This window comes from Mesorhizobium liriopis, from assembly GCF_024053505.1.
GTDB lineage: Bacteria > Pseudomonadota > Alphaproteobacteria > Rhizobiales > Rhizobiaceae > Mesorhizobium_B > Mesorhizobium_B liriopis.
In genome coordinates this window covers 13,414-31,895 of sequence record NZ_JAMXQS010000002.1, presented here as the reverse complement: position 1 = coordinate 31,895, position 18,482 = coordinate 13,414, and the positions used below count along the sequence as shown (strand labels likewise).

Below are 18,482 nucleotides of genomic sequence, written 5' to 3'. Positions count from 1 at the left end.
GCGGGTGGCGGCGGGGAGGTGGACGAAGACAGGCTTGCACTGGGTGCCGTGCCGGCCTAGCTGACGCCCATCATGGTTTCCACCCCCGGTCCCTTTTCAGTCGCAGCGCTCTATCACTTCACCCCGCTCGAGGGGCTGGAAGGCTTGAAAACGAAGCTTGCGGCCTTTTGCTGCGCGCGAAAGATCAAGGGCACGCTCCTTCTCGCCCATGAGGGCATCAACGGCACGGTGGCAGGCGAAGAAAGTGCGATCGACGCGCTGCTCGTTCACCTGCGCGACCTGATCCCCGCGCTCGCTGCCATGGACGTCAAGCGCTCCACAGCACGCGAGGAACCGTTCAAGCGCATGAAGGTGCGGCTCAAGCGCGAGATCGTGTCGATGGGCGTGGAGGGCATCGACCCCAACAGACTGGTGGGCACCTATGTCGAACCGCAGGACTGGAACGCGCTGATCGCGAACCCCCAAACGCTCGTGATCGACACGCGCAACGGATACGAGGTCGCGCTCGGCACGTTCCAGAACGCGGTCGATCCTGAAACCGAGAGCTTCCGCGATTTTCCAGCCTGGGCGGGAGAGCATCGCGCGGCCATGGAAGGGCGCCCCGTCGCCATGTTCTGCACGGGCGGCATCCGCTGCGAGAAGGCGAGCGCTTACCTGCGCCAGATCGGGGTGGAGGACGTTTATCACCTCAAGGGCGGCATTCTGCGCTATCTGGAGGAAGTGCCGGCGGAACAAAGCCTGTGGCAGGGCGAGTGCTTCGTGTTCGACGAGCGTGTCGGCATCGGCCATGGGCTGGTGGAAGGCGAAGCGAGCCTGTGCCACGCCTGCGGCCGGCCGCTGACGGCGGAGGACCGGCGCTCGGCGCATTATCGCGAGGGGATCTCGTGCGCGGCCTGCATCGACGAATATTCCGATGCGGACCGCCTGCGTTTCGCGGAGCGGCAGAAACAGGCGCTTCTGGCCGCAAGCCGCTAGGTTTTCCCTTTCGGTTCATTGCATTCGATCGAGCACTTCCTACCTCCACGAGGAAGCCGGGCAAGCCGGCAGAACCCGAAACGGAGGAATACGGCATGTTCGACCCCAAGAAGCTGCTCGATAGTTTTCTCGGCGCAGGCGCGCAGGGACGCTCCAGTCAGGGCGCAGGCGGTGGTCTCGGTGACTTGCTGGGCGGGCTCACAGGCGGCCGGAGCGGTGGCTTCGGCGGCCAAGGCGGTGGCCTGGGTGGCTTGACCGACAGGCTCGGCTCCTCGGACGGCATCAAGGGGGCGGCCGGTCAGGTATTCGAAACGGCGCGCAACAACCCGATCGCGGCGGGCGCCATTCTGGCGGGCGTGCTGGGCACGGGGGCAGGTCGTGGCATCGCGGGCTCGGCCATCAAGCTCGGCGGTCTGGCTGCCATCGCCTCCATGGCCTACAAGGCCTATCAGGATCATCAGGCCGGCAAGAGCCCGCAGGAAGTGCCGAACACCGGCACGGCCGAGCCCGAGCTTCTGCCGCCACCCGCCAACACGGATTTCCACCCGGCATCGGCGCCGCAGGGCGAGAACGACTTCGCCCTGACCCTGATCCGCGTGATGATCGCAGCCGCCAAGGCCGACGGTCAGGTCGATGAAGAGGAACTGGCCCGCATCGGCGACCGTTCGCAGACCGCCGGTCTCGAGGATGAGGCGGGTCAGTTCCTGCAGGACGAGCTGAAGAAGCCGATCGATCTCGACAGCATCGTGTCGGGCGCGCAGACCGAGGCGCAGAAGGTCGAGCTTTACACCGCCGCGCGTCTGGCCGTCGATGCCGACAGCCGCGCCGAACGCGGCTTTCTCGACCAGCTCGCCGGCCGTCTGGGCCTCGAAGATGCGCTGATCGACCATATCGAGGCGACAGTGAAGAGCGCCACGGTGCCGGCCGCGCCGACCGTCTGAGATCTTAACGGGCTGTTAACCATAAAGGTGCAGCCTCTCAGCAATCGGATCGGCTTTCCTCCTCCCAAGCACGGTTCGCGAAAAGGGGTGGCTCTCGGGCCGCCCTTTTTTGTCGTGGCGCAGCCCGCGCTCCGGTGATGGCCCTTGCGGCTTGTGGCCCGAGCAGGCACGGACCGCATATCGAGCCGGGGAAACTGCGATGGACAACCTTTCGAATTGGCGCGGCGCGCCGGTGCCGGAACGCGTGGTGCTGGAGGGGCGATATGTGCGGCTCGAGCCGTTGAGCGCCGCTGCCCACGGGGACGACCTCTTCGAAGCGTCGAGCATTGCCGATATCGGCGAGCGCTTCCGCTGGCTGTTCGAAAACCCGCCGGAATCGCGCGAGGCGTTCGAGGCATGGCTTCAGAAAGCGGAAGCAAGCGCCGATCCGCTCTTCTTCGCGGTGATCGACAAGGCATCGGGCAAGGTGGCCGGGCGACAGACCTTGATGCGGATCGATGCGGCGAATGGGGTGGCCGAGATCGGCAACATCTATTGGGGGCCGCTCGTTTCGCGAAAGCCCGCGGCGACCGAGGCGCTGTTCCTCTTCGCCTCCTATATCTTCGACCGGCTCGGCTATCGCCGCTTCGAGTGGAAATGCAACAACCGCAACGAGCCGTCCAAGCGCGCGGCGGAGCGGTTCGGCTTCACACACGAAGGCGTGTTCCGCCAGCATATGGTGGTCAAGGGTGAAAACCGCGACACGGCATGGTATGCCATGATCGAAAAGGACTGGCCCGCGATCCGCGCCGGCTTCGAGGCTTGGCTTTCACCCGAGAATTTCGGTGACGAAGGGCAACAGAAGCGGCGACTGGAGGATTGCCGGGCCGGCTGACAACAGCTGCCACAGATGAAAGCGATCATGGCGCAGGATCATTCGCATCACGATCATTCCGCCCGTGGGCATTCCGACCATGGGCATTCCAGCCCTGGAAATTCCCACGCGGGTCATGCGCATCATGACCATTCACATGGGCATGATGCGCATGGCCACGGCGCGCACGCTCACAGCCACCATGGGCACGATCACCATGGGCACGACCATGGCGGGATCGGCCATGTGCATGGCGACACCAGCAACCGCACGCGGGTGATGGTCGCAGCTTCGCTTACCGGCGGCTTCATGGTGGCGGAAGCGCTGGGCGGCTGGTGGACGGGCTCGCTCGCACTTCTAGCCGATGCCGGGCACATGCTGACCGATACCGTCGCGCTGGGGCTCGCCTGGTATGCGTTCTCGCTGTCGGGACGGGCCCCGAGCACGCGGCTGTCCTATGGCTTCGACCGGGTGAAGACTCTGGTCGCCTTCGTGAACGGCCTGTCGGTCTTCCTGATCGGCTTCTTCATCCTGTTCGAGGCAGCCAAACGTGTGGTCGATCCGCAGCCCGTTCTGGGCGGGCCGATGCTGGTGGTGGCAGGCCTGGGTCTCTTGGTGAACGTGGCCTCGTTCTTCGTGCTTTCGGGCGGGGCGCAGAACCTCAACATGCGGGGGGCCGTGCTGCATGTGCTGGGCGATCTGCTCGGATCGGTCGCCGCACTCGCGGCGGCAGGCATCATCATGCTGACGGGCTGGACGCCGATCGATCCGATCCTGTCTGCGCTCGTGGCCGTTCTGCTGTTCCGTTCGGCCTGGGCGCTGACGCGCGAATCCGGGCATCTGCTTCTGGAAGGTGCGCCGGCTTCGCTCGATGGCGACAAGGTGGCGGCCGATCTCAAGGCGCATGTGCCGGGCGTGGGCGACATCCACCACATGCATCTCTGGTCGCTCGATGGCGCACGCCACATGGCGACGCTTCATGTTCATTTGCGTGAGGGTGCGGAGCCCGGCACGGTGATCGCAGGCGTCAAGCAGCGCCTGCGCACCCGGCACGGCATCGAGCATGCCACGGTCGAGCCCGAATATGGGCTCTGCGCCGATGGCGGCTGCGCCTGTGCGGTGGCTGTTGCCCCGCGCGAGGCGGCATGAGCGAGAACCGCAGGACGCTGCTGGGCGCCGGGCTGTTTCTGCTCGGCTTCGCGCTGTTCGCCTATTTCCTGCCGACGATCATGGTGGGCTTGGGAAGCCGCTCGATGACGGCGGCGGTCGTGGTCGCCGCGCTCTTCATCGTCGCACCCTTCCTCGTGCTGTGGCTGCGCGGACGCTCTCAGGCGAAGAAGCGTCTCGACTGAAAAAGGGTTCGCCGGCGGATCGCCGGTGCTGACCCTCGACCGGTCTAGCTCGCCTGGATCACACGCGGGCGCGACAGGTCTTCGCTCGAAATCTCGCTGACCGGCTTGCCTTTTTCCGTCAGGCCGCGGCGGATCAAACGGATGCTCCAGTCGGGGGCCGCGCCATCCACCTCGATCAGGTTGAACTGGGCGGGCGGCTTGGAGGCTCCCACCGACTGGCCCCCGGCCGCGACGCCAACCACCGGCACGGGGCCGCGTGGGCCCGCAATCGAGAGAAGCGTCGGCAGGTGCGAATGGCCATGCAGCACCAGTTCCGCGCCCTCTTCGCGCACCGCATCCTGGAACAGGCCGATGCCGAACAGGCGCTTGTGGGCGGGTACCGCACCGCGAACGGGCGGGTGGTGGATCATCACGACGCGGAACAGCTTCTGCCGCCCTGTCTCGGCGAGTAGCGTGCGGAGTTGTGCTGCCTGGCGCTCCTTGAAGTAACCGGTCGCCATGAAGGGCGCGGAGGCACGCGCCGATGTGGCGCCGATCAGCGCGATGTTGCCGCGAACGCGCAGGTAAGGGAATGTCTCGCGCTTAGGCGTCTCGGTTTGCCCGTCGCCCTGCATGAAGGGCGCCCAGGCGAGACAGGCCTTGTCGAAGGCGCCGGGCACATAGGCGTCGTGGTTGCCGGGAACCACCGAAACATCATGCGGCTGGCCCAGAATGTCGAGCCAGAGACGGGCAAGTTCCACCTCGCGGTCGAGCGCGAGGTTCACGAGATCGCCGGTCACGGCGACATGATCGGGCGCCTGTGCGTGCATGTCGGCGACGATCGCGTCCAGCACGTCGTCATGCAGAAAGGCCGAGCGATTACGGTGCCAATTCACATAGCCGACCATCCGCTTGGAGGCGAGCTGCCGATAGTTTACATCCGGCAGGGGCCCAAGATGGACGTCGGAAAGATGCGCAAGCCTGAACATGGTGATGTTCTAGGGCACGGCACCCGCGCCTGCCAATGAAAGCATGTCTCATGAGCCGATCCGACGCAGAGGTTCCACGTGAAACCCTCGAAGCACGCCTGAGGCGGCGCGCCTTTCATCTCTATTTCCGCCTGCGCCGGCCGATGACGCTCGGCGTGCGCGGGCTCGTGCTCGACCGGGCGCAGAACAGCGTCTTTCTGATCCGCCACACTTACGTGCCCGGCTGGCAGTTGCCGGGCGGGGGCGTCGAAACGGGCGAGACGCTGGAACAGGCGCTGGGGCACGAGCTGCGCGAGGAAGGCAATATCGTGGTGGAGGGACGGCCAAGGCTGTTTGCCGTCTATTTCAACCGCCATGCCAGCCCGCGCGATCATGTGGCGCTTTATGTGGTGGAGAATTTCACGCAAAGCGCGCCGAAAGCGGCAGACCGGGAAATCGCGGAGGCCGGGTTCTTTTCCCTCGACAGGTTGCCCGAAGGTATTACCGAGGGCACGCGTCGGCGGATTAGGGAAGTGGTCGAAGGCCTGCCGCCCACGGAAGACTGGTGATCGAACAGTTCAAAGAAAAAGCCCGCCCGGTTTGAGGCCGGGCGGGCTTTTTCCTTGAGATGAGAGCACTCAGCGCAGGGTCGGGCAGCCGCGCGACTGAGCGAACTCCACCGTCACGCGCGCGCCGCGGCGCAGGCCGCTGACCGCGACGAAGCGGCGGGTTTCGCGCACCACACGGGCGCGACGCAGGCCGAGGCGCTCCGCCTTACGCAGCGCTTCACGCGGCGAGCAAGCCTGTCGATCACGACGCATCTGCACGTCGATCACATGGCTCTGCCCCGCATGCGACTGGGCGCTCGGAAGCGGTGCGGCGCTCGACATGCCGGCGGACGCGCCGAGCGAGGTCAGGGCGATCACGGCGGCGCAAAGGGTGGAGAGAGTGCGGTTCATGGAGCACGTCCTTTCGTGGATTCAACGAGCACGAAACTGGGCGTCGCCGGGTGAATGGGAAGTGAACCGGCACATTAAGCTTTGGTAAGATGAGAGGGGCAACTATTCGCCGGATTCCATTCGAGTCGCGCCGGCAAATGGTTGCCGGCACGGTTGCAGCGAAGCTTCGGTCTTCGGCAAATCTCAGCCGATGCGTTCACGATCGTGCGGCTTGTCCCAATCGAGCGCCGGGCCTTCGGGGACGATGCGGGTCGGGTTGATGGTGGGGTGCGAGCGGTAATAGTGGTGCCTGACGTGGAGGAGATCGACCGTCTCCTTCACGCCCGGCACGGCATAAAGCTCGCGGAAATAGGCGGACAGGTTGGGATAATCCGCGATAGGCTGGCGGTTGCACTTGAAGTGGCCGACATAAACGGGATCGAAGCGCGCGAGCGTGGTGAAAAGCCGCCAGTCGGCTTCGGTGATGCGGTCGCCGACCAGATAGCGGTTCGACGCCAAGCGCGTTTCGAGTTCGTCGAGTGTCGCGAAGAGCGCGCGATAGGCGTTCGCGTAGGCCTCCTGCGTGGTCGCGAAGCCGGCTTTGTAGACGCCGTTGTTGACCGTGTCGTAGATCTTGGCGTTGATGGCGTCGATCTCGGGGCGAAGCTCTTCGGGGTAGAGGTCGAGCGAGGCGTCGCCGTAAGCGTCGAACGCGCTGTTGAGCATGCGGATGATCTCGGCGGACTCGTTGGAAACGATGGTTTCCGTCTCTTTGTCCCAGAGCACCGGCACGGTGACGCGGCCCGAGAAATGCGGGTCGGCCTTGGTGTAGATCTGGTGCAGGAAATCGAAGCCGTAAAGCGTGTCGCCGGTGGCGCCGTCTTCTTTCAGAAAGGTCCAGCCGTTTTCGCCCATGAAGTGATGGACGACGGAAACCGAGATCACGTCATCCAGCTTCTTGAGCTTGCGGACGATCAGCGTGCGGTGCGCCCAGGGGCAGGCCAGGCTGACATAGAGGTGGTAGCGATCGGGCTCCGCCTTGAAGCCGCGCGTGCGGCCCGGCGCGGGCGTGCCATCGGCGGTGATCCAGTCACGCCATTTGGCGTCCTGCCGCTCGAACTTCCCGCCCGTGCTCTTGGTATCGTACCACTGGTCTTGCCACTGGCCGTCGATCAGAAGACCCATTTTCGCGCTCCTTGCCCTGCCTTTCGGGGCTGTCCTTGAATGCGGAGTTAGGGTCACACCGCGCCCAAGCAAACCGGCTTCGCGTTGAACGGTGCGTAAAACGGATGGACGGGCGGCCCGCGAGGTGATAGCGGGCGAACCATGATCGGATTGGGCACATCGCGACGACGAGCACGCTGAACACCCGCGTTTTCCACGCGGACTTTCGATTTCTTGCGCCGCTCTTCCTCCTCCCCATCCATCACGGACCCTCGCGACATGCTTGCCGCCGCCACGGTGTTCTCGGCCGAACTGCCGGAACATGACGCCGCCATCGAAGTGCTTCACGAACAAAGCTTCGGCCCCGGCCGCTTCGCGCGTGCCGCGACCCGTATCCGCGAACAGGGACCGCACGACCGTGCGCTGTCCTTCGTGGCGACGATGGGCGGTGAACTGGCAGGCTCGGTGCGGATGACGCCGATTGCGGCAGGTGAAGGCCGCGCGCTGCTGCTCGGCCCGCTCGCGGTGCCGCCGCGCTTCAAGAATATCGGCATCGGCAAGAAGCTGATGGCCATGGCTTTGGACGCGGCCGCTCAAACCGGGTGGGGCCTCGTGGTGCTGGTGGGGGACGAGCCCTATTACGGGCCGCTCGGTTTCTCGCGCATCCCGTCCAAGCAGCTGACCATGCCGCGCCCGGTCGATCCCGCGCGGCTTCTCGCCCATGAAATCCGCCCCGGCGCGCTCGCGCGCTTTCACGGCACGGTGTCTCATGCCAGTCTTGCCGGATCATACCCGTCAGAATAGGACGAAAATCCTTGGACGATTCGGAAAATCTGGAAATGGCTCAGGCCCGGAAAAAGGATGTGCTACGCGCGGTCGATGACCAGGCGCTTTTGCTGGCCAGGACGCTCGTGCGCTCTGCACGGTTCGGCGCCCTGGCGACGGTTGAGCCGCGATCGAACTGGCCGCTGGCGAGCCGCGTGGGGGTTGCGACCGATCCGTCCGGAGCACCGCTGATCCTTGTCTCGGGACTCGCCGCGCATACGCCCGCCATGCGCGCGAACCCGAAGGTCTCGCTGCTGTTGGGCGAGCCGGGCAAGGGTGATCCACTCGCGCATCCGCGCATCACGCTCTGCGCAGAGGCACAATTCCTGGAGCGCGGCACGCGAAACTATGAATGGGCCGAGCGGCGCTATCTCGCGCGCCACCCCAAGGCGCAGCTTTATGCGGGGCTGGGGGACTTCACCCTCGTGCGACTCGAGCCGGTGCGCGCGAGCCTGAATGGCGGCTTCGGGCGCGCCTATGAGCTGTCGCGCGAGGATCTGGTCGTGGAAGGTTTGACCGTCGATGCGGTGGCCGCATCGGAGCGGGGAGCCGTGCAGCACATGAATGCCGACCATCGCGATGCGATAGCGCTTTACGCGTCGCACTTCGCCAAGGCGCCGGAAGGCGAGTGGCTGTTGACGGGCATCGACGTGGATGGGCTCGACCTGTCGCTCGGCGACGATGTGCGGCGCGTGACGTTCCCGCGTCCGCTGCGGGGTGCCGAGGACATACGGATGATCCTGGTCGAGATGGCGCGCACCGCACGCGGGGCGGCTTGACGCCCACTCTCACCATCTCCGATCCGTCCGACCCGCGCATCGCCGCCTATCGCGATATTCGCGAGCGCGATCTGGTGGGGCGCGAGAACCGCTTCATCGCCGAGGGCAAGGTGGTGATCGACGTGCTTTTGAGCGCCAGGCGCTTCGAAGCGGAATCAGTGCTGCTTCTGCCGAGCCGCCTGAGCGGCATGGAAGCCGTGCTGGCCAAGCTGCCGGGACACGTGCCGGTTTACTGTGCCGAACCTGCCGTGATGGATGCCATCGCAGGCTTTCACCTTCATCGCGGCATTCTGGCGATCGGGCGCAAGAGACCGGCCGAGAAAGTGGGCGATGTGCTGGCAGGCTTGCCGGAGGAGGCGCTGGTGGTGGTGGCCGCGGGCATCGCCAACCATGACAATATGGGCGCGATCTTCCGCAACGCGGCGGCGTTCGGCGCCTGTGCCGTTCTGCTCGACCCCATTTCCTGCGATCCGCTTTATCGCAAGGCGATCCGGGTTTCGGTCGGCGCCGTGCTGAAGGTGCCGTTTGCGACCGCGCCGGATGCGGGAATGCTGGTCGAGGCGCTGGACGATGCGGGTTTCGCGCAGGCGGCCCTTTCGCCCGGCGGAAAACTTGCTTTGTCCGCCGTGCCGCGTGGGCAGCGGCGGGCGCTCTGGCTGGGCGCTGAGGGGACGGGCTTGCCGGAAGACTTATTGAGCCGGATTCCCAGTGTTCGCATTCCGCAGGCGCCGCAATGGGACAGTCTCAATGTGGCGGCGGCGAGTGCCGTCGCGCTTTATCACTTTTCGGGCGCGGGCGAGGCGGTTTGAGCGCGTAAGGCTCTGATGCGGTCGGCGAGGCCTGTGCCGCCGGTTTCGCTTCCCTTGCCGACCAGCCGGTCGATGGGGCCGTCCGGGCCTTCGAGATTTGCGACGAGGGCTGTCACTTCCGCGCCGATGCGCAGGATGTCGTCGCGCAGATCGCTCGAGCCTGCCTGTTCGCGCAGGCGCTCGGTTTCGGCGGTGGCGGCTTCGAGGCGCTTTTCGAGCTTTTCGCGATCGGCGGCCATGGCGGCGAGGAGCACGGCAGGGTCGGCATTCGCACCGCTGCGCGGGAAAAGGCGGCTGAGCCGGGTCTGGAGTTCGGCCAGTTCCACTTCCAGCGCCACCCGCTCGGTGCGGGCGGTGACCAGTTCCTCGTTAAGCTGGTCGCGCTCGGCGCGCTGGCGGTTGGTTTCCTCGCGCAGGCGCTCGGCCTCGCGGGCGCGGCGTTCGAGCGCCTCGTCCTTTTCGGCAAGCGCGCGACGCAAGGCGTTCGACTGGTCGTCGGAAAGGACCGCGGCTGGAGGTGTTTCACCTGTTGCCTCGGTTGCTTCACCCGTCGCCACAACGGGAACTGCCTCGACTGCCGGGTTGGTCGCGGCATCCTGCCGGCGGCCCAATTCGACGATTTCGGCATCGCGCTGGCGCAGGGTTTCGGTCTGGATGCTGAGCTGCTCGGACAGCTTGCCGGCCTGTTCCTCGCGCTCGCCCAGCCGCGCGCGGGTGTCCGCGAGTTCCACTTCGAGAGCTGCGATGCGTACGCCATGGCCCTTCACCACCTCGTTGAGCTGGCGGATCTCTTCCTTGCCACGGTCGAGCAGGATGGTCTGTTCGGTGGCCTGCGCGCGGGCGGCCTTGGCATCCACTTCGAGCTTGCGCATCTGCATCGCGAGATCGGCGCGCAGACGGTCCTTCTCCGATTGCAGCTCGTTCAGCGAAAGCGGCAGGGAGGATTCGATCTCGGCTTTCGCCAGCCGCCGCGCGCGGCGCAACAGCATGGGTGCGATAAGAAGCGCCAAGAGGCCCGCGCAAAGCGCGCCGAGAACGAAGAAGACGGCCGACTGGATTACCAAGGCAAGGTTCCGCGAGCAGAAAAAGCAGAAACGCTCCCGCATTCTCTCATGCGGGAGCGCTGTGAATCCAGCTGAAGCTTGAATTCAGGGTTCGGCAAGGTGAACGGGGTCTTTACCAGAAACGGACGTTCCCGTTCAAAAAGGATTCCATGTCGGCTTGTCGGTGACCTTGAGGTAGCCGACATTGAGGCCGAGCCGCGCGCCGACGCCGGTGCGCACCGGCACGAGCAGGACGTTCTGGTTGCGCAAGACGGTGAAGCCCAGGCCCGCCACCACATAGGCCGAGCCCGCCACACCGCCGAAGCGCCGGTAAACGGAATCCACCTGGTCGAGATTATAGACCAGGATCATCGCGCGCGAGCCGTCGCCGCCGAAATCCCAGCCGATGGACGGGCCCTGCCAGAACACCTTGTGGTCGCCCGCATTTTTGGTGAAGAGCGTGCCTTCGCCATAAGTGAGGCCGCCGATCAGCGCGCCGGCCCCTTCTTCGCCGAGCACATAGCCGTTGGGCAGGCCGTATTCCGAAAAGATCTTCTCGACCACGGAAGCGAGGCCGCCGGATGTCGAGCCGAAGAATTTGTGACCCGAATCGACGATCTCCTGAGCCGAATAGCCGCCGTCCTGGGCATGCGAGGGAACGGCGAGCAGGCCCGACAGCACGAAGGCGACGCAGGCCACGAGCGCGCGTAGAATGGAGGACATGAGTGCTTCTCCTTGAAAACCGGAGCAGTTCGCTTGAGCGCCTTCGACCCTGCCGGCGGGCTGAACTCTTTTCGGTTCAATTCCGCCTTGCACTCGCGAGACTAGGCGGTAATCGTTCTTCAACCATTAAGAACACAAAAGTTCGGGTGTGGGCTCGCGGTGACGGTGGTTGCCGGTAAGCGCGCGACAGGGTCTTGAGACCCGAAGCAACCCGCCCGCCATTCGCCCGCCCGCTATTCGAAGGAGTTCACGGAATTGGCCGATCTTTTCGCTCTCGGTGCGCCCGAGCTTGCTGCACTTCTGTGCTCGCGCGTGTGCCACGACATCATCTCGCCGGTGGGCGCCATCAATAACGGGCTGGAACTGCTCGACGAGGGTGGCGCGGACGAGGATGCGATGCGGCTGATCCGCCAGAGCGCGCGCAACGCCTCGGCACGGCTGCAATATATGCGCATCGCCTTCGGTGCCGCAGGCTCGGCTGGCATGCAGATCGACACAGGCGACGCGGAAACGGTGGCCGCCGCCTATTTCAAGAACGAGAAGCCGGAACTGACTTGGCAGGGCGGACGCGCGCTTCTGCCCAAGAACAAGGTCAAGCTGATCCTCAACCTCCTGCTGATCGCGAATGCCACGATCCCGCGCGGCGGTCGCATCGCGGTGGAACTCGCCGATCTCGACGGCGAAGCGCGCTTCACGATGACGTCGAGCGGGCCGATGGTGCGCGTGCCGCCGAAATTCCTCGAACTGCATTCGGGCCAGCGCCCCGAAGAGCCGATCGACGCGCATTCGGTGCAGCCTTACTATACGCTGCTTCTGGCGCAGGAAGCCGGGATGGTGATCAACATCAACGCGACGCCCGAGCAGATCGTGCTTTCGGCGGTCGCCAAGTCGGACGTGGCCTCGGCGGCTGCTTCCTAAAACTTTACCGCATTCCTTTTCCGCTTTTTCACGGGGCCTCGTTTAGCGTCACGCCTGCCTTTCTCCGAGACGGAACGAAAGGCAGGCGTTTCTCGCGAGGATCGGGTTCAGTGCATAGGGACAAGCGTTGTCTTCTGGTGGAAGGCTCGGATGTGGTGCGGAAAGTGGCGCGCCGCATCCTTCAAAGCGAAGGCATCGAGGTGGACGAGGCGCGCGATGCCAGCGACGCGCTGATGCGCGCGAGCTTCCGGATCCCCGATCTGGTGATCGCGGACGGCAATCTGCCGAATGGCGAGGCGCTCGATCTCTTCCGACGTTTTGCAGCGTCCGAGCATAAGCCCGCACTCCTGGTTTCGCTGGTCGAGATGGATCTCGGCGCCATCATGCGGGCGCGCCGCGCGGGTGCCAACGGCTTTCTGCTCAAGCCCTTCAACCGGATGCAGCTCGTGACGCGGGTCATGCCGCTGCTTCGGGACGAGGCGGTCGCGGCCTGACGCCGTTTCAGAACACGAAAACGCCGCGCGAGGCTTCCGGCCCGGCGCGGCGTTTGTGTGAAGGTTTGTCGGGATATCAGGCGCTGGCGCGCACTTCCTCGGGCTCGCGCAGTACATAGCCGCGGCCCCAGACGGTTTCGATATAGTTCTGGCCGCCTGACGACAGGTCCAGCTTCTTGCGCAGCTTGCAGATGAAGACGTCGATGATCTTCAACTCGGGCTCGTCCATGCCGCCATAAAGGTGGTTGAGGAACATTTCCTTGGTGAGCGTCGTGCCCTTGCGGAGCGAAAGCAGCTCCAGCATCTGGTATTCCTTGCCGGTCAGGTGAACGCGCTGGCCGCCGACCTCCACGGTCTTGGCATCGAGATTGACGATCAGATCGCCGGTCTGGATCACCGACTGGGCGTGGCCCTTGGAACGGCGCACGATGGCGTGGATGCGGGCAACCAGCTCGTCCTTGTGGAAGGGCTTGGTCATGTAGTCGTCGGCGCCGAAGCCCAGGCCCCGCACCTTGTCCTCGATGCCGGCCATGCCGGACAGGATCAGGATCGGCGTCTTGACCTTGGAAAGGCGCAGCGTGCGCAGAACCTCGTAGCCCGACATGTCGGGCAGGTTCAGGTCGAGCAGGATGATGTCGTAGTCGTAGAGCTTGCCGAGATCGACGCCTTCTTCGCCCAGATCGGTCGAATAAACGTTGAAGCTTTCGGATTTCAGCATCAACTCGATGCTTTGTGCGATCGCACTGTCGTCTTCAATCAGGAGTACGCGCATCTTAATCCCCTTTCCCGCCGCCGGCCCGCTTCAGCGCTGACGAGGCGCAAGCCGGGACGGTCATTTCCAGTGCCGAAAATTGGCATCGAATGGTTAACAGAGGGTGTCTCGTCCCGCGCCTGACGCGCTGGAAAATACCCGCCGATGTCCGTTCTACGCTCATTCCCGTCGCCATTTTCCGTTTCGGATAGCCCTGCAAAGCGTTGGGGAGAGCGGATCCTCCGCCTTCTCCCGTTCTTTTTTACCGGGCCTTAAATCCTTCGTTCCTATGATTAACCAGGCCCGTAAACGAAGGGTTACCAAGACGGTGAATTCTTAGGAATTCGTTTGCCTTTCGGTAACCTTGCGCCGGGCACGGGGCTTGCGCCGGGCGGCGGGGGCTTCTGGGCAAAGAACGCGCGCGGCACACACGCGCCTGCATGGGAGTGGTCGGACATGAAATCACGAGACAACCTCGTCCGGTTGAAGCAGTTTCAGGTCAACGACAAAAAGCGCCAGCTGGCGCAGCTCGACACGATGATCGCCGAGTTCGACCGCATGGCCGGCGAACTGGAAGTCCAGATCGGGGCCGAGGAACGCAAGGCCGGCATCACCGACATCAACCACTTCGCCTATCCCACCTTCGCCAAAGCCGCGCGCCAGCGCCGCGACAACCTCAAGAACAGCCAAGCCGACCTGATGAGCCGGCGTGAAGATGCTCAAGCCCTACTGGATGAAGCTGAAGCGGAGCTTTCCAAGGCGGAAGCGATCGAATCGCGCGGCGTGCGGGATGTGGCGGAAGCGCCGCGGCTGATGGCGGGGTGACGTCACCCCATTTGCTTGTCGATTGAGATGCAAGACAGGCGATGAACGGTGGTAGGGGTGGCTGCGTCACCCTCACCCTTTATCCCTCCCCACAAGGGGGAGGGCGGGCGTCATCGCCGCATTTGGTCTTGATGCTCGGTGTCTGGCTTGAAGAAAAAGGCGCGACGCTGGTGATCTCTCTCCCTTGTGGGAAGGGATAAAGGGCGGGGGAAGTCTCCACCCGCCCTGCCGCTTCAGAATTTTCCGACAAGCCCCGAACAGGTCCAGTCAGTCGACTCAGCTTCCACTCGAAGTGATTCGCAGAAATTCTTCGGCTGCCTTGCGATTGGGAAGTACTACCGCATCCCCGCCGAAGCTTTTCGAAAGATCACTGTGCGCCGCGCGTGACGAACTGCTCCCGCGTCCCTCATAATCGCGCGCCCATTCCAGCAGCACACTGAACGATGCCCGATCGCCACTGCCGCGCACGCCGCGCTCTGTCAGGTTCGCGATGCAATCCTCGACGGGAAGATCGAGCCAGATCAGGCAGGTGGCGCGCGGCAAGGCCGCTTGCGCCAGCCAGCCATAAACGCCTTCGATGATCCACTGCTCGGCTTGCGTGATTTGTCTGACGATCGCGATGGCCTCGCGCCTCGCGCCTCGCGCCTCAGCCTATAGCCCGGCCCGATCAAGCGAATTGTGTCGAGATCGGTGGGCGCAACGGAGCACGCATCGCCAAGGCGTTCAGCCAGCCAGCTCTTGCCCGAGCCGCTGTTGCCGATGATCAGGATGCGTCGGAGATCCATCGCTGCGGGATGCCGTCATCCCGCACTGCGATCAAGATGCCATGATTGGAACGCGCCGCGCTTCCGGCGGCGACTGGCCGTCAGTGCCGGTATTGCTGGATGCGCGTGGTGCGCAAGCCGGCCAGCCCATGCTCGTCGATCGAGGCCTGCCAGGACAGGAACTCCTCGGTCGTCAGCGTATAGCGCTGGCATGCCTCTTCAAGGCTCAAAAGGCCGCCGCGCACGGCTGCCACAACTTCCGCCTTCCGGCGAATGACCCAGCGACGCGTATCGGCAGGTGGCAGGTCGGCAATGGTCAGCGGGCTGCCATCGGGACCAATCACATACTTCACACGCGGTCTTACAAGATCGGTCATAAGGACTCTCAACACGCAATCGACCTAATCGAAGGGCAAGCTATCCCGTCAGCTTTAAAAAATGCTGAAACCGTTCACGTGCTTTTGAGTGAGCGGTGGAGAGAGTGGCGGCAAGCTTTTGTTTCCGCTATGAGGCGCGCCATGAGCGCTCCCTTCGCCCCTGAAACCAACAGCCTCGGCCTGCCCGGCCGGCCGGAAGACAACCGCGTCGTGGTCGCCATGTCGGGCGGCGTCGATTCGTCCGTGGTCGCAGGCCTCCTCAAGCGCGAAGGCTTCGAGGTGGTGGGCATCACGCTGCAGCTCTACGATCATGGCGCGGCGGTGAAGCGCGCGGGCTCGTGCTGCGCGGGCGCCGACATTGCGGATGCCGCGCGCGCGGCCGAAATGCTCGGCATTCCCCATTACGTGCTCGACTATGAGGAGCGCTTCCGCAAGCAGGTGATCGAGCCCTTCGCCGAAGCCTACGCGCGCGGCGAAACGCCGATCCCCTGCGTGTCTTGCAACCGTACGGTGAAGTTCGCCGACCTGCTCGCGACCGCGAAGGATCTCGATGCAGCGGCGCTCGCCACCGGCCATTACATCCGCTCGCGCGCCGAGAACGGCCGCCGCGTTCTGGTGCGTCCGCATGACGAAGCGCGCGACCAGAGCTATTTCCTGTTCGCGACCACGCAGGCCCAGGTCGATTTCCTGCGCTTTCCGCTCGGCGACCTGCCCAAGGCCCGCGTGCGCGAACTGGCGGCCGAGATGGGCCTGGAGATCGCGCAGAAGCCCGACAGCCAGGACATCTGCTTCGTGCCCGAGGGGCGCTATGCCGATGTGTTGCGCAAGCTCAAGCCCGAAGCCTTGCGCGGTGGCGAGATCGTGCACCTCGATGGTCGCGTGCTGGGCACTCATGACGGCGTGGGCGGCTTCACGGTGGGCCAGCGGCGGGGCTTGAAGGTGGCCGCCGGCGAGCCGCTTTATGTGGTCCATCTCGATGCAAACGCGGCCCGTGTGGTGGTCGGCCCCCGCGAGGCGCTCGACACGGAGGAAGTATCGCTGCGCGACGTGAACTGGCTGGGCGAGGGCGCCTTGCCTGACCTGCCCGCAACCGGCCTCTCCGTCTGGGCCAAGGTGCGCTCGACGCGGCCCGCGCGGCCCGCGACATTGTTCTCCGACGGCACGGACACGCGCGTGTTGCTCGCCGAAGGCGAAGGTGCCATCGCGCCTGGCCAGGCCTGCGTCCTTTATGACGGCGAGGATGAAGGCGCACGGGTGCTCGGCGGCGGCTTCATCGCCCGTTCGCGCCGCAATGCACGCGCCGAAGAGAGCCTGGATGCGCTGAACGTAAGGCCGCGCCTTTCGGCGTGAACCTTAAACCGCTTCGCCTGAGGCACTGCCCGCGGTAAGAATTCGCAAGACGCGGATCGCTTCCTCGCCATCCGTACGCGGGGTCCCACGCGTTTCGATGCAGTGGAGGAAGTGTTCCAGCTCGCGCGTCAGCGGCATGCCCGGCTCGACGGGGAGATATTCCGGCTCGCTCTGCTCGAATTTCCAGCGGCCGTTCTCATCCCACACCTTGTGCCGGTAAAGCGCGACCTTGCGCTCCCAGGGTTCGAGATCGTCGAACACGGCCATGGCCTCCGATCCGACCACCGACAGCCGCCGTTCGCGATAGGGGCTCAAGCGCGACACGAAGAGATGGGCGGCAACATGCTCAGGAAAGCGCATATGCAGATGCGCAAAATCGTTGAGCTGGTCCACGAAGGCCGAACCTTCACCGTGCACAGCGGTCGGCTCGCTCCTGGTCAGCGCCACGATCATCGACAGGTCGTGCGGCCCGAGATCCCACAGCGCGTCGAACTCGGCGTGGAACTTGCCAAGCCCCAGGCGATGCGCATGCACATAGCGCAGGGCCCCGAGCGTACCCTCGTCCACCAGCGCCAAGAGCCGCTCGAAGGCCGGGTTGAAGCGCAGGATATGGCCGGTCATGAACACGCGGCCGGCATCGCGTGCTGCCTTCACCGCGCGTTCCGCATCGGGCACGGTCAGCGCGATCGGCTTTTCCACCAGCACATCCTTGCCGTTCTCGATGGCGTGGATCGCCATGTCGGCATGAAATTGGGCGGGCAGCGCGATCACCAGCGCGTCGATTTCGCGATGGGCGAGGATCTCATCGGGGGAAAGTGCGAGGCAGCCATGCTCGCTGGCGAGCGCCTGGGCGCGCTCGGGATGGATATCGGCCACTGCCGCGAGCGCGCCGAGCCCTTTCAGCGTCCGAACATGGTTCGCGCCCCAATAGCCGCAGCCGAGCACGCCGATCCGCGGGCTCATGCCGGCATTTTCCGAGAAACCGGGAACAGGATGAGAGTCATGACACAGGCTCCGCTCGCGAGCGGGCCGGCGGATCTCCCATGGCGCGAACGCCACGCAAGCCACCCAGCCCGGCAAAAGAGGGCGCCGGACCGATTCGGCCCGGAGCGCCGCGCCCGCTCTAACGGATTTTGGGCCAAGGTGGAGCCCCGGCCGGCCTGCAAAATTGTCCAGTCCTTCGCGCCGCCGCGCCTTCCGCTTGAGGCCGGGCAGACTCTTGAGGACAGACATTTCGGTCGCTCAATGCTGCTGAGAACAGCCATCCTTGCGAGGCAGCCTCTTTCGACCCCGCATGTTCACCTTACTCGCGCGGAGCCCCCATGCACCCTCCGTTGACTTAAGCCGCCATGGCCCGGCATCTTCGCAAGCGCTGTTTCCTCGCCGTTTGCCCTGAATTTTCCTGAGTCCGGCCCACAAACCCAGCTTGACAGAATTCCACCCCCACCCCTATACCCCGGCCTTCCCAAGCAGGCCCCGCGCCCGCTTAGCGGAACCCGGCGGAGTAGCTCAGTTGGTTAGAGCAGAGGAATCATAATCCTTGTGTCGGGGGTTCGAATCCCTCCTCCGCTACCACCGCTCCTCCTCGAATCATTCTCCCGCGCTGATCGTCTTACTGCAGATACCGCAGAACTGCGGGGTTCATCGCCACAAG

Annotated in this window: 23 protein-coding genes and 1 tRNA gene; 15 read left to right on the top strand and 9 right to left on the bottom strand. The window is 64.6% G+C overall.

Annotated features, from left to right (window positions below):
• Window positions 1–60: 60 nt before the first annotated feature.
• The 6 genes from trhO (at window position 61) to NGM99_RS03160 (ending at window position 4,121) form a co-directional block, all read left to right on the top strand.
• Window positions 61–975, top strand: a complete 915-nt coding sequence (trhO, locus tag NGM99_RS03185; protein ID WP_435371392.1) for an oxygen-dependent tRNA uridine(34) hydroxylase TrhO — start codon at window positions 61–63, stop codon at window positions 973–975.
• Window positions 976–1,070: 95 nt separating this feature from the next.
• Window positions 1,071–1,916, top strand: coding sequence for a tellurite resistance TerB family protein (locus NGM99_RS03180; RefSeq protein WP_252815930.1), 846 nt, complete (start codon window positions 1,071–1,073; stop codon window positions 1,914–1,916).
• Between the two features lie 199 nt (window positions 1,917–2,115).
• Window positions 2,116–2,790, top strand: a complete 675-nt coding sequence (locus NGM99_RS03175) for a GNAT family N-acetyltransferase (RefSeq protein WP_252815928.1) — start codon at window positions 2,116–2,118, stop codon at window positions 2,788–2,790.
• A 79-nt stretch (window positions 2,791–2,869) separates the two neighbouring features.
• Complete coding sequence (locus NGM99_RS03170) at window positions 2,870–3,049, top strand: hypothetical protein (RefSeq protein ID WP_252816951.1); 180 nt, start codon at window positions 2,870–2,872, stop codon at window positions 3,047–3,049.
• Window positions 3,016–3,918 carry a cation diffusion facilitator family transporter gene (locus NGM99_RS03165; RefSeq protein WP_353937367.1) on the top strand — a complete coding sequence of 301 codons (903 nt, stop codon included), beginning with the start codon at window positions 3,016–3,018 and terminating at the stop codon, window positions 3,916–3,918. The genes NGM99_RS03170 and NGM99_RS03165 overlap by 34 nt, the downstream gene beginning before the upstream one ends.
• Complete coding sequence (locus tag NGM99_RS03160) at window positions 3,915–4,121, top strand: hypothetical protein (RefSeq protein ID WP_252815926.1); 207 nt, start codon at window positions 3,915–3,917, stop codon at window positions 4,119–4,121. Before NGM99_RS03165 ends, NGM99_RS03160 begins: the two co-directional genes overlap by 4 nt.
• A 44-nt stretch (window positions 4,122–4,165) precedes the next feature.
• Here the strand turns inward: NGM99_RS03160 and NGM99_RS03155 are convergent, their stop codons facing one another.
• Window positions 4,166–5,089, bottom strand: a complete 924-nt coding sequence (locus NGM99_RS03155; RefSeq protein ID WP_252815924.1) for a metallophosphoesterase family protein — start codon at window positions 5,087–5,089, stop codon at window positions 4,166–4,168.
• Window positions 5,090–5,139: 50 nt separating this feature from the next.
• On the opposite strand from NGM99_RS03155, the gene NGM99_RS03150 reads away from it, so the two are divergent.
• Window positions 5,140–5,637, top strand: coding sequence for an NUDIX domain-containing protein (locus tag NGM99_RS03150; RefSeq protein WP_252815922.1), 498 nt, complete (start codon window positions 5,140–5,142; stop codon window positions 5,635–5,637).
• Window positions 5,638–5,706: 69 nt separating this feature from the next.
• On the opposite strand, the gene NGM99_RS03145 is transcribed toward NGM99_RS03150, so the two are convergent.
• Together NGM99_RS03145 and NGM99_RS03140 are read right to left on the bottom strand one after the other, a co-directional pair.
• Window positions 5,707–6,027 carry a hypothetical protein gene (locus NGM99_RS03145; protein WP_252815920.1) on the bottom strand — a complete coding sequence of 107 codons (321 nt, stop codon included), beginning with the start codon at window positions 6,025–6,027 and terminating at the stop codon, window positions 5,707–5,709.
• A 183-nt stretch (window positions 6,028–6,210) separates the two neighbouring features.
• Complete coding sequence (locus NGM99_RS03140; protein WP_252815918.1) at window positions 6,211–7,191, bottom strand: glutathione S-transferase family protein; 981 nt, start codon at window positions 7,189–7,191, stop codon at window positions 6,211–6,213.
• Window positions 7,192–7,449: 258 nt separating this feature from the next.
• Between NGM99_RS03140 and NGM99_RS03135 the strand changes: the two genes are divergently transcribed.
• The 3 genes from NGM99_RS03135 to NGM99_RS03125 are packed head-to-tail and all read left to right on the top strand — an operon-like array spanning window position 7,450 to window position 9,583.
• Entirely contained in the window at window positions 7,450–7,974 is a 525-nt protein-coding gene (locus tag NGM99_RS03135; protein ID WP_252815916.1) for a GNAT family N-acetyltransferase, read from the top strand.
• A gap of 35 nt (window positions 7,975–8,009) precedes the next feature.
• Window positions 8,010–8,774 (top strand): HugZ family pyridoxamine 5'-phosphate oxidase, encoded by a 765-nt coding sequence (locus NGM99_RS03130; RefSeq protein ID WP_252815914.1) that lies wholly within the window; start codon window positions 8,010–8,012, stop codon window positions 8,772–8,774.
• Window positions 8,771–9,583, top strand: coding sequence for a TrmH family RNA methyltransferase (locus NGM99_RS03125; RefSeq protein WP_252815913.1), 813 nt, complete (start codon window positions 8,771–8,773; stop codon window positions 9,581–9,583). Before NGM99_RS03130 ends, NGM99_RS03125 begins: the two co-directional genes overlap by 4 nt.
• Here the strand turns inward: NGM99_RS03125 and NGM99_RS03120 are convergent.
• Together NGM99_RS03120 and NGM99_RS03115 are read right to left on the bottom strand one after the other, a co-directional pair.
• Window positions 9,553–10,647: a coiled-coil domain-containing protein gene (locus NGM99_RS03120; protein ID WP_252815912.1), complete on the bottom strand. Its 1,095-nt coding sequence runs from the start codon at window positions 10,645–10,647 to the stop codon at window positions 9,553–9,555. The two genes, NGM99_RS03125 and NGM99_RS03120, sit on opposite strands and share 31 nt — an antisense overlap.
• Before the next feature lie 135 nt (window positions 10,648–10,782).
• Window positions 10,783–11,349, bottom strand: a complete 567-nt coding sequence (locus tag NGM99_RS03115; protein WP_252815910.1) for a DUF1134 domain-containing protein — start codon at window positions 11,347–11,349, stop codon at window positions 10,783–10,785.
• A gap of 255 nt (window positions 11,350–11,604) precedes the next feature.
• On the opposite strand from NGM99_RS03115, the gene chpT reads away from it, so the two are divergent.
• Entirely contained in the window at window positions 11,605–12,267 is a 663-nt protein-coding gene (chpT, locus tag NGM99_RS03110) for a histidine phosphotransferase ChpT (RefSeq protein ID WP_252815905.1), read from the top strand.
• Between the two features lie 110 nt (window positions 12,268–12,377).
• On the top strand, window positions 12,378–12,761 hold the full coding sequence (locus tag NGM99_RS03105; RefSeq protein WP_252815903.1) for a response regulator transcription factor: 384 nt from the start codon (window positions 12,378–12,380) through the stop codon (window positions 12,759–12,761).
• Window positions 12,762–12,837: 76 nt separating this feature from the next.
• Here the strand turns inward: NGM99_RS03105 and ctrA are convergent, their stop codons facing one another.
• Window positions 12,838–13,533 carry a response regulator transcription factor CtrA gene (gene ctrA, locus NGM99_RS03100; protein WP_252815899.1) on the bottom strand — a complete coding sequence of 232 codons (696 nt, stop codon included), beginning with the start codon at window positions 13,531–13,533 and terminating at the stop codon, window positions 12,838–12,840.
• 435 nt (window positions 13,534–13,968) lie between these two features.
• Between ctrA and NGM99_RS03095 the strand changes: the two genes are divergently transcribed.
• The gene (locus tag NGM99_RS03095) at window positions 13,969–14,337 is read left to right on the top strand and encodes a flagellar export protein FliJ (protein ID WP_252816878.1); all 369 of its coding nucleotides are present in this window, start codon (window positions 13,969–13,971) and stop codon (window positions 14,335–14,337) included.
• Between the two features lie 276 nt (window positions 14,338–14,613).
• On the opposite strand, the gene NGM99_RS03090 is transcribed toward NGM99_RS03095, so the two are convergent.
• Both NGM99_RS03090 and sciP read right to left on the bottom strand, forming a co-directional pair.
• A complete protein-coding gene (locus NGM99_RS03090) occupies window positions 14,614–14,880 on the bottom strand; it encodes a hypothetical protein (RefSeq protein ID WP_252815897.1) in 267 nt (88 codons plus the stop codon).
• A gap of 322 nt (window positions 14,881–15,202) precedes the next feature.
• Window positions 15,203–15,478, bottom strand: a complete 276-nt coding sequence (gene sciP / locus NGM99_RS03085; protein ID WP_252815895.1) for a CtrA inhibitor SciP — start codon at window positions 15,476–15,478, stop codon at window positions 15,203–15,205.
• A gap of 141 nt (window positions 15,479–15,619) precedes the next feature.
• Between sciP and mnmA the strand changes: the two genes are divergently transcribed.
• Window positions 15,620–16,828, top strand: a complete 1,209-nt coding sequence (gene mnmA, locus NGM99_RS03080; RefSeq protein WP_252815893.1) for a tRNA 2-thiouridine(34) synthase MnmA — start codon at window positions 15,620–15,622, stop codon at window positions 16,826–16,828.
• Window positions 16,829–16,831: 3 nt separating this feature from the next.
• On the opposite strand, the gene NGM99_RS03075 is transcribed toward mnmA, so the two are convergent.
• The gene (locus NGM99_RS03075) at window positions 16,832–17,791 is read right to left on the bottom strand and encodes a Gfo/Idh/MocA family protein (RefSeq protein ID WP_252815891.1); all 960 of its coding nucleotides are present in this window, start codon (window positions 17,789–17,791) and stop codon (window positions 16,832–16,834) included.
• A gap of 535 nt (window positions 17,792–18,326) precedes the next feature.
• Here NGM99_RS03075 and NGM99_RS03070 point away from each other — a divergent pair.
• Window positions 18,327–18,403, top strand: a tRNA-Met gene (locus tag NGM99_RS03070).
• Window positions 18,404–18,482 lie beyond the last annotated feature (79 nt).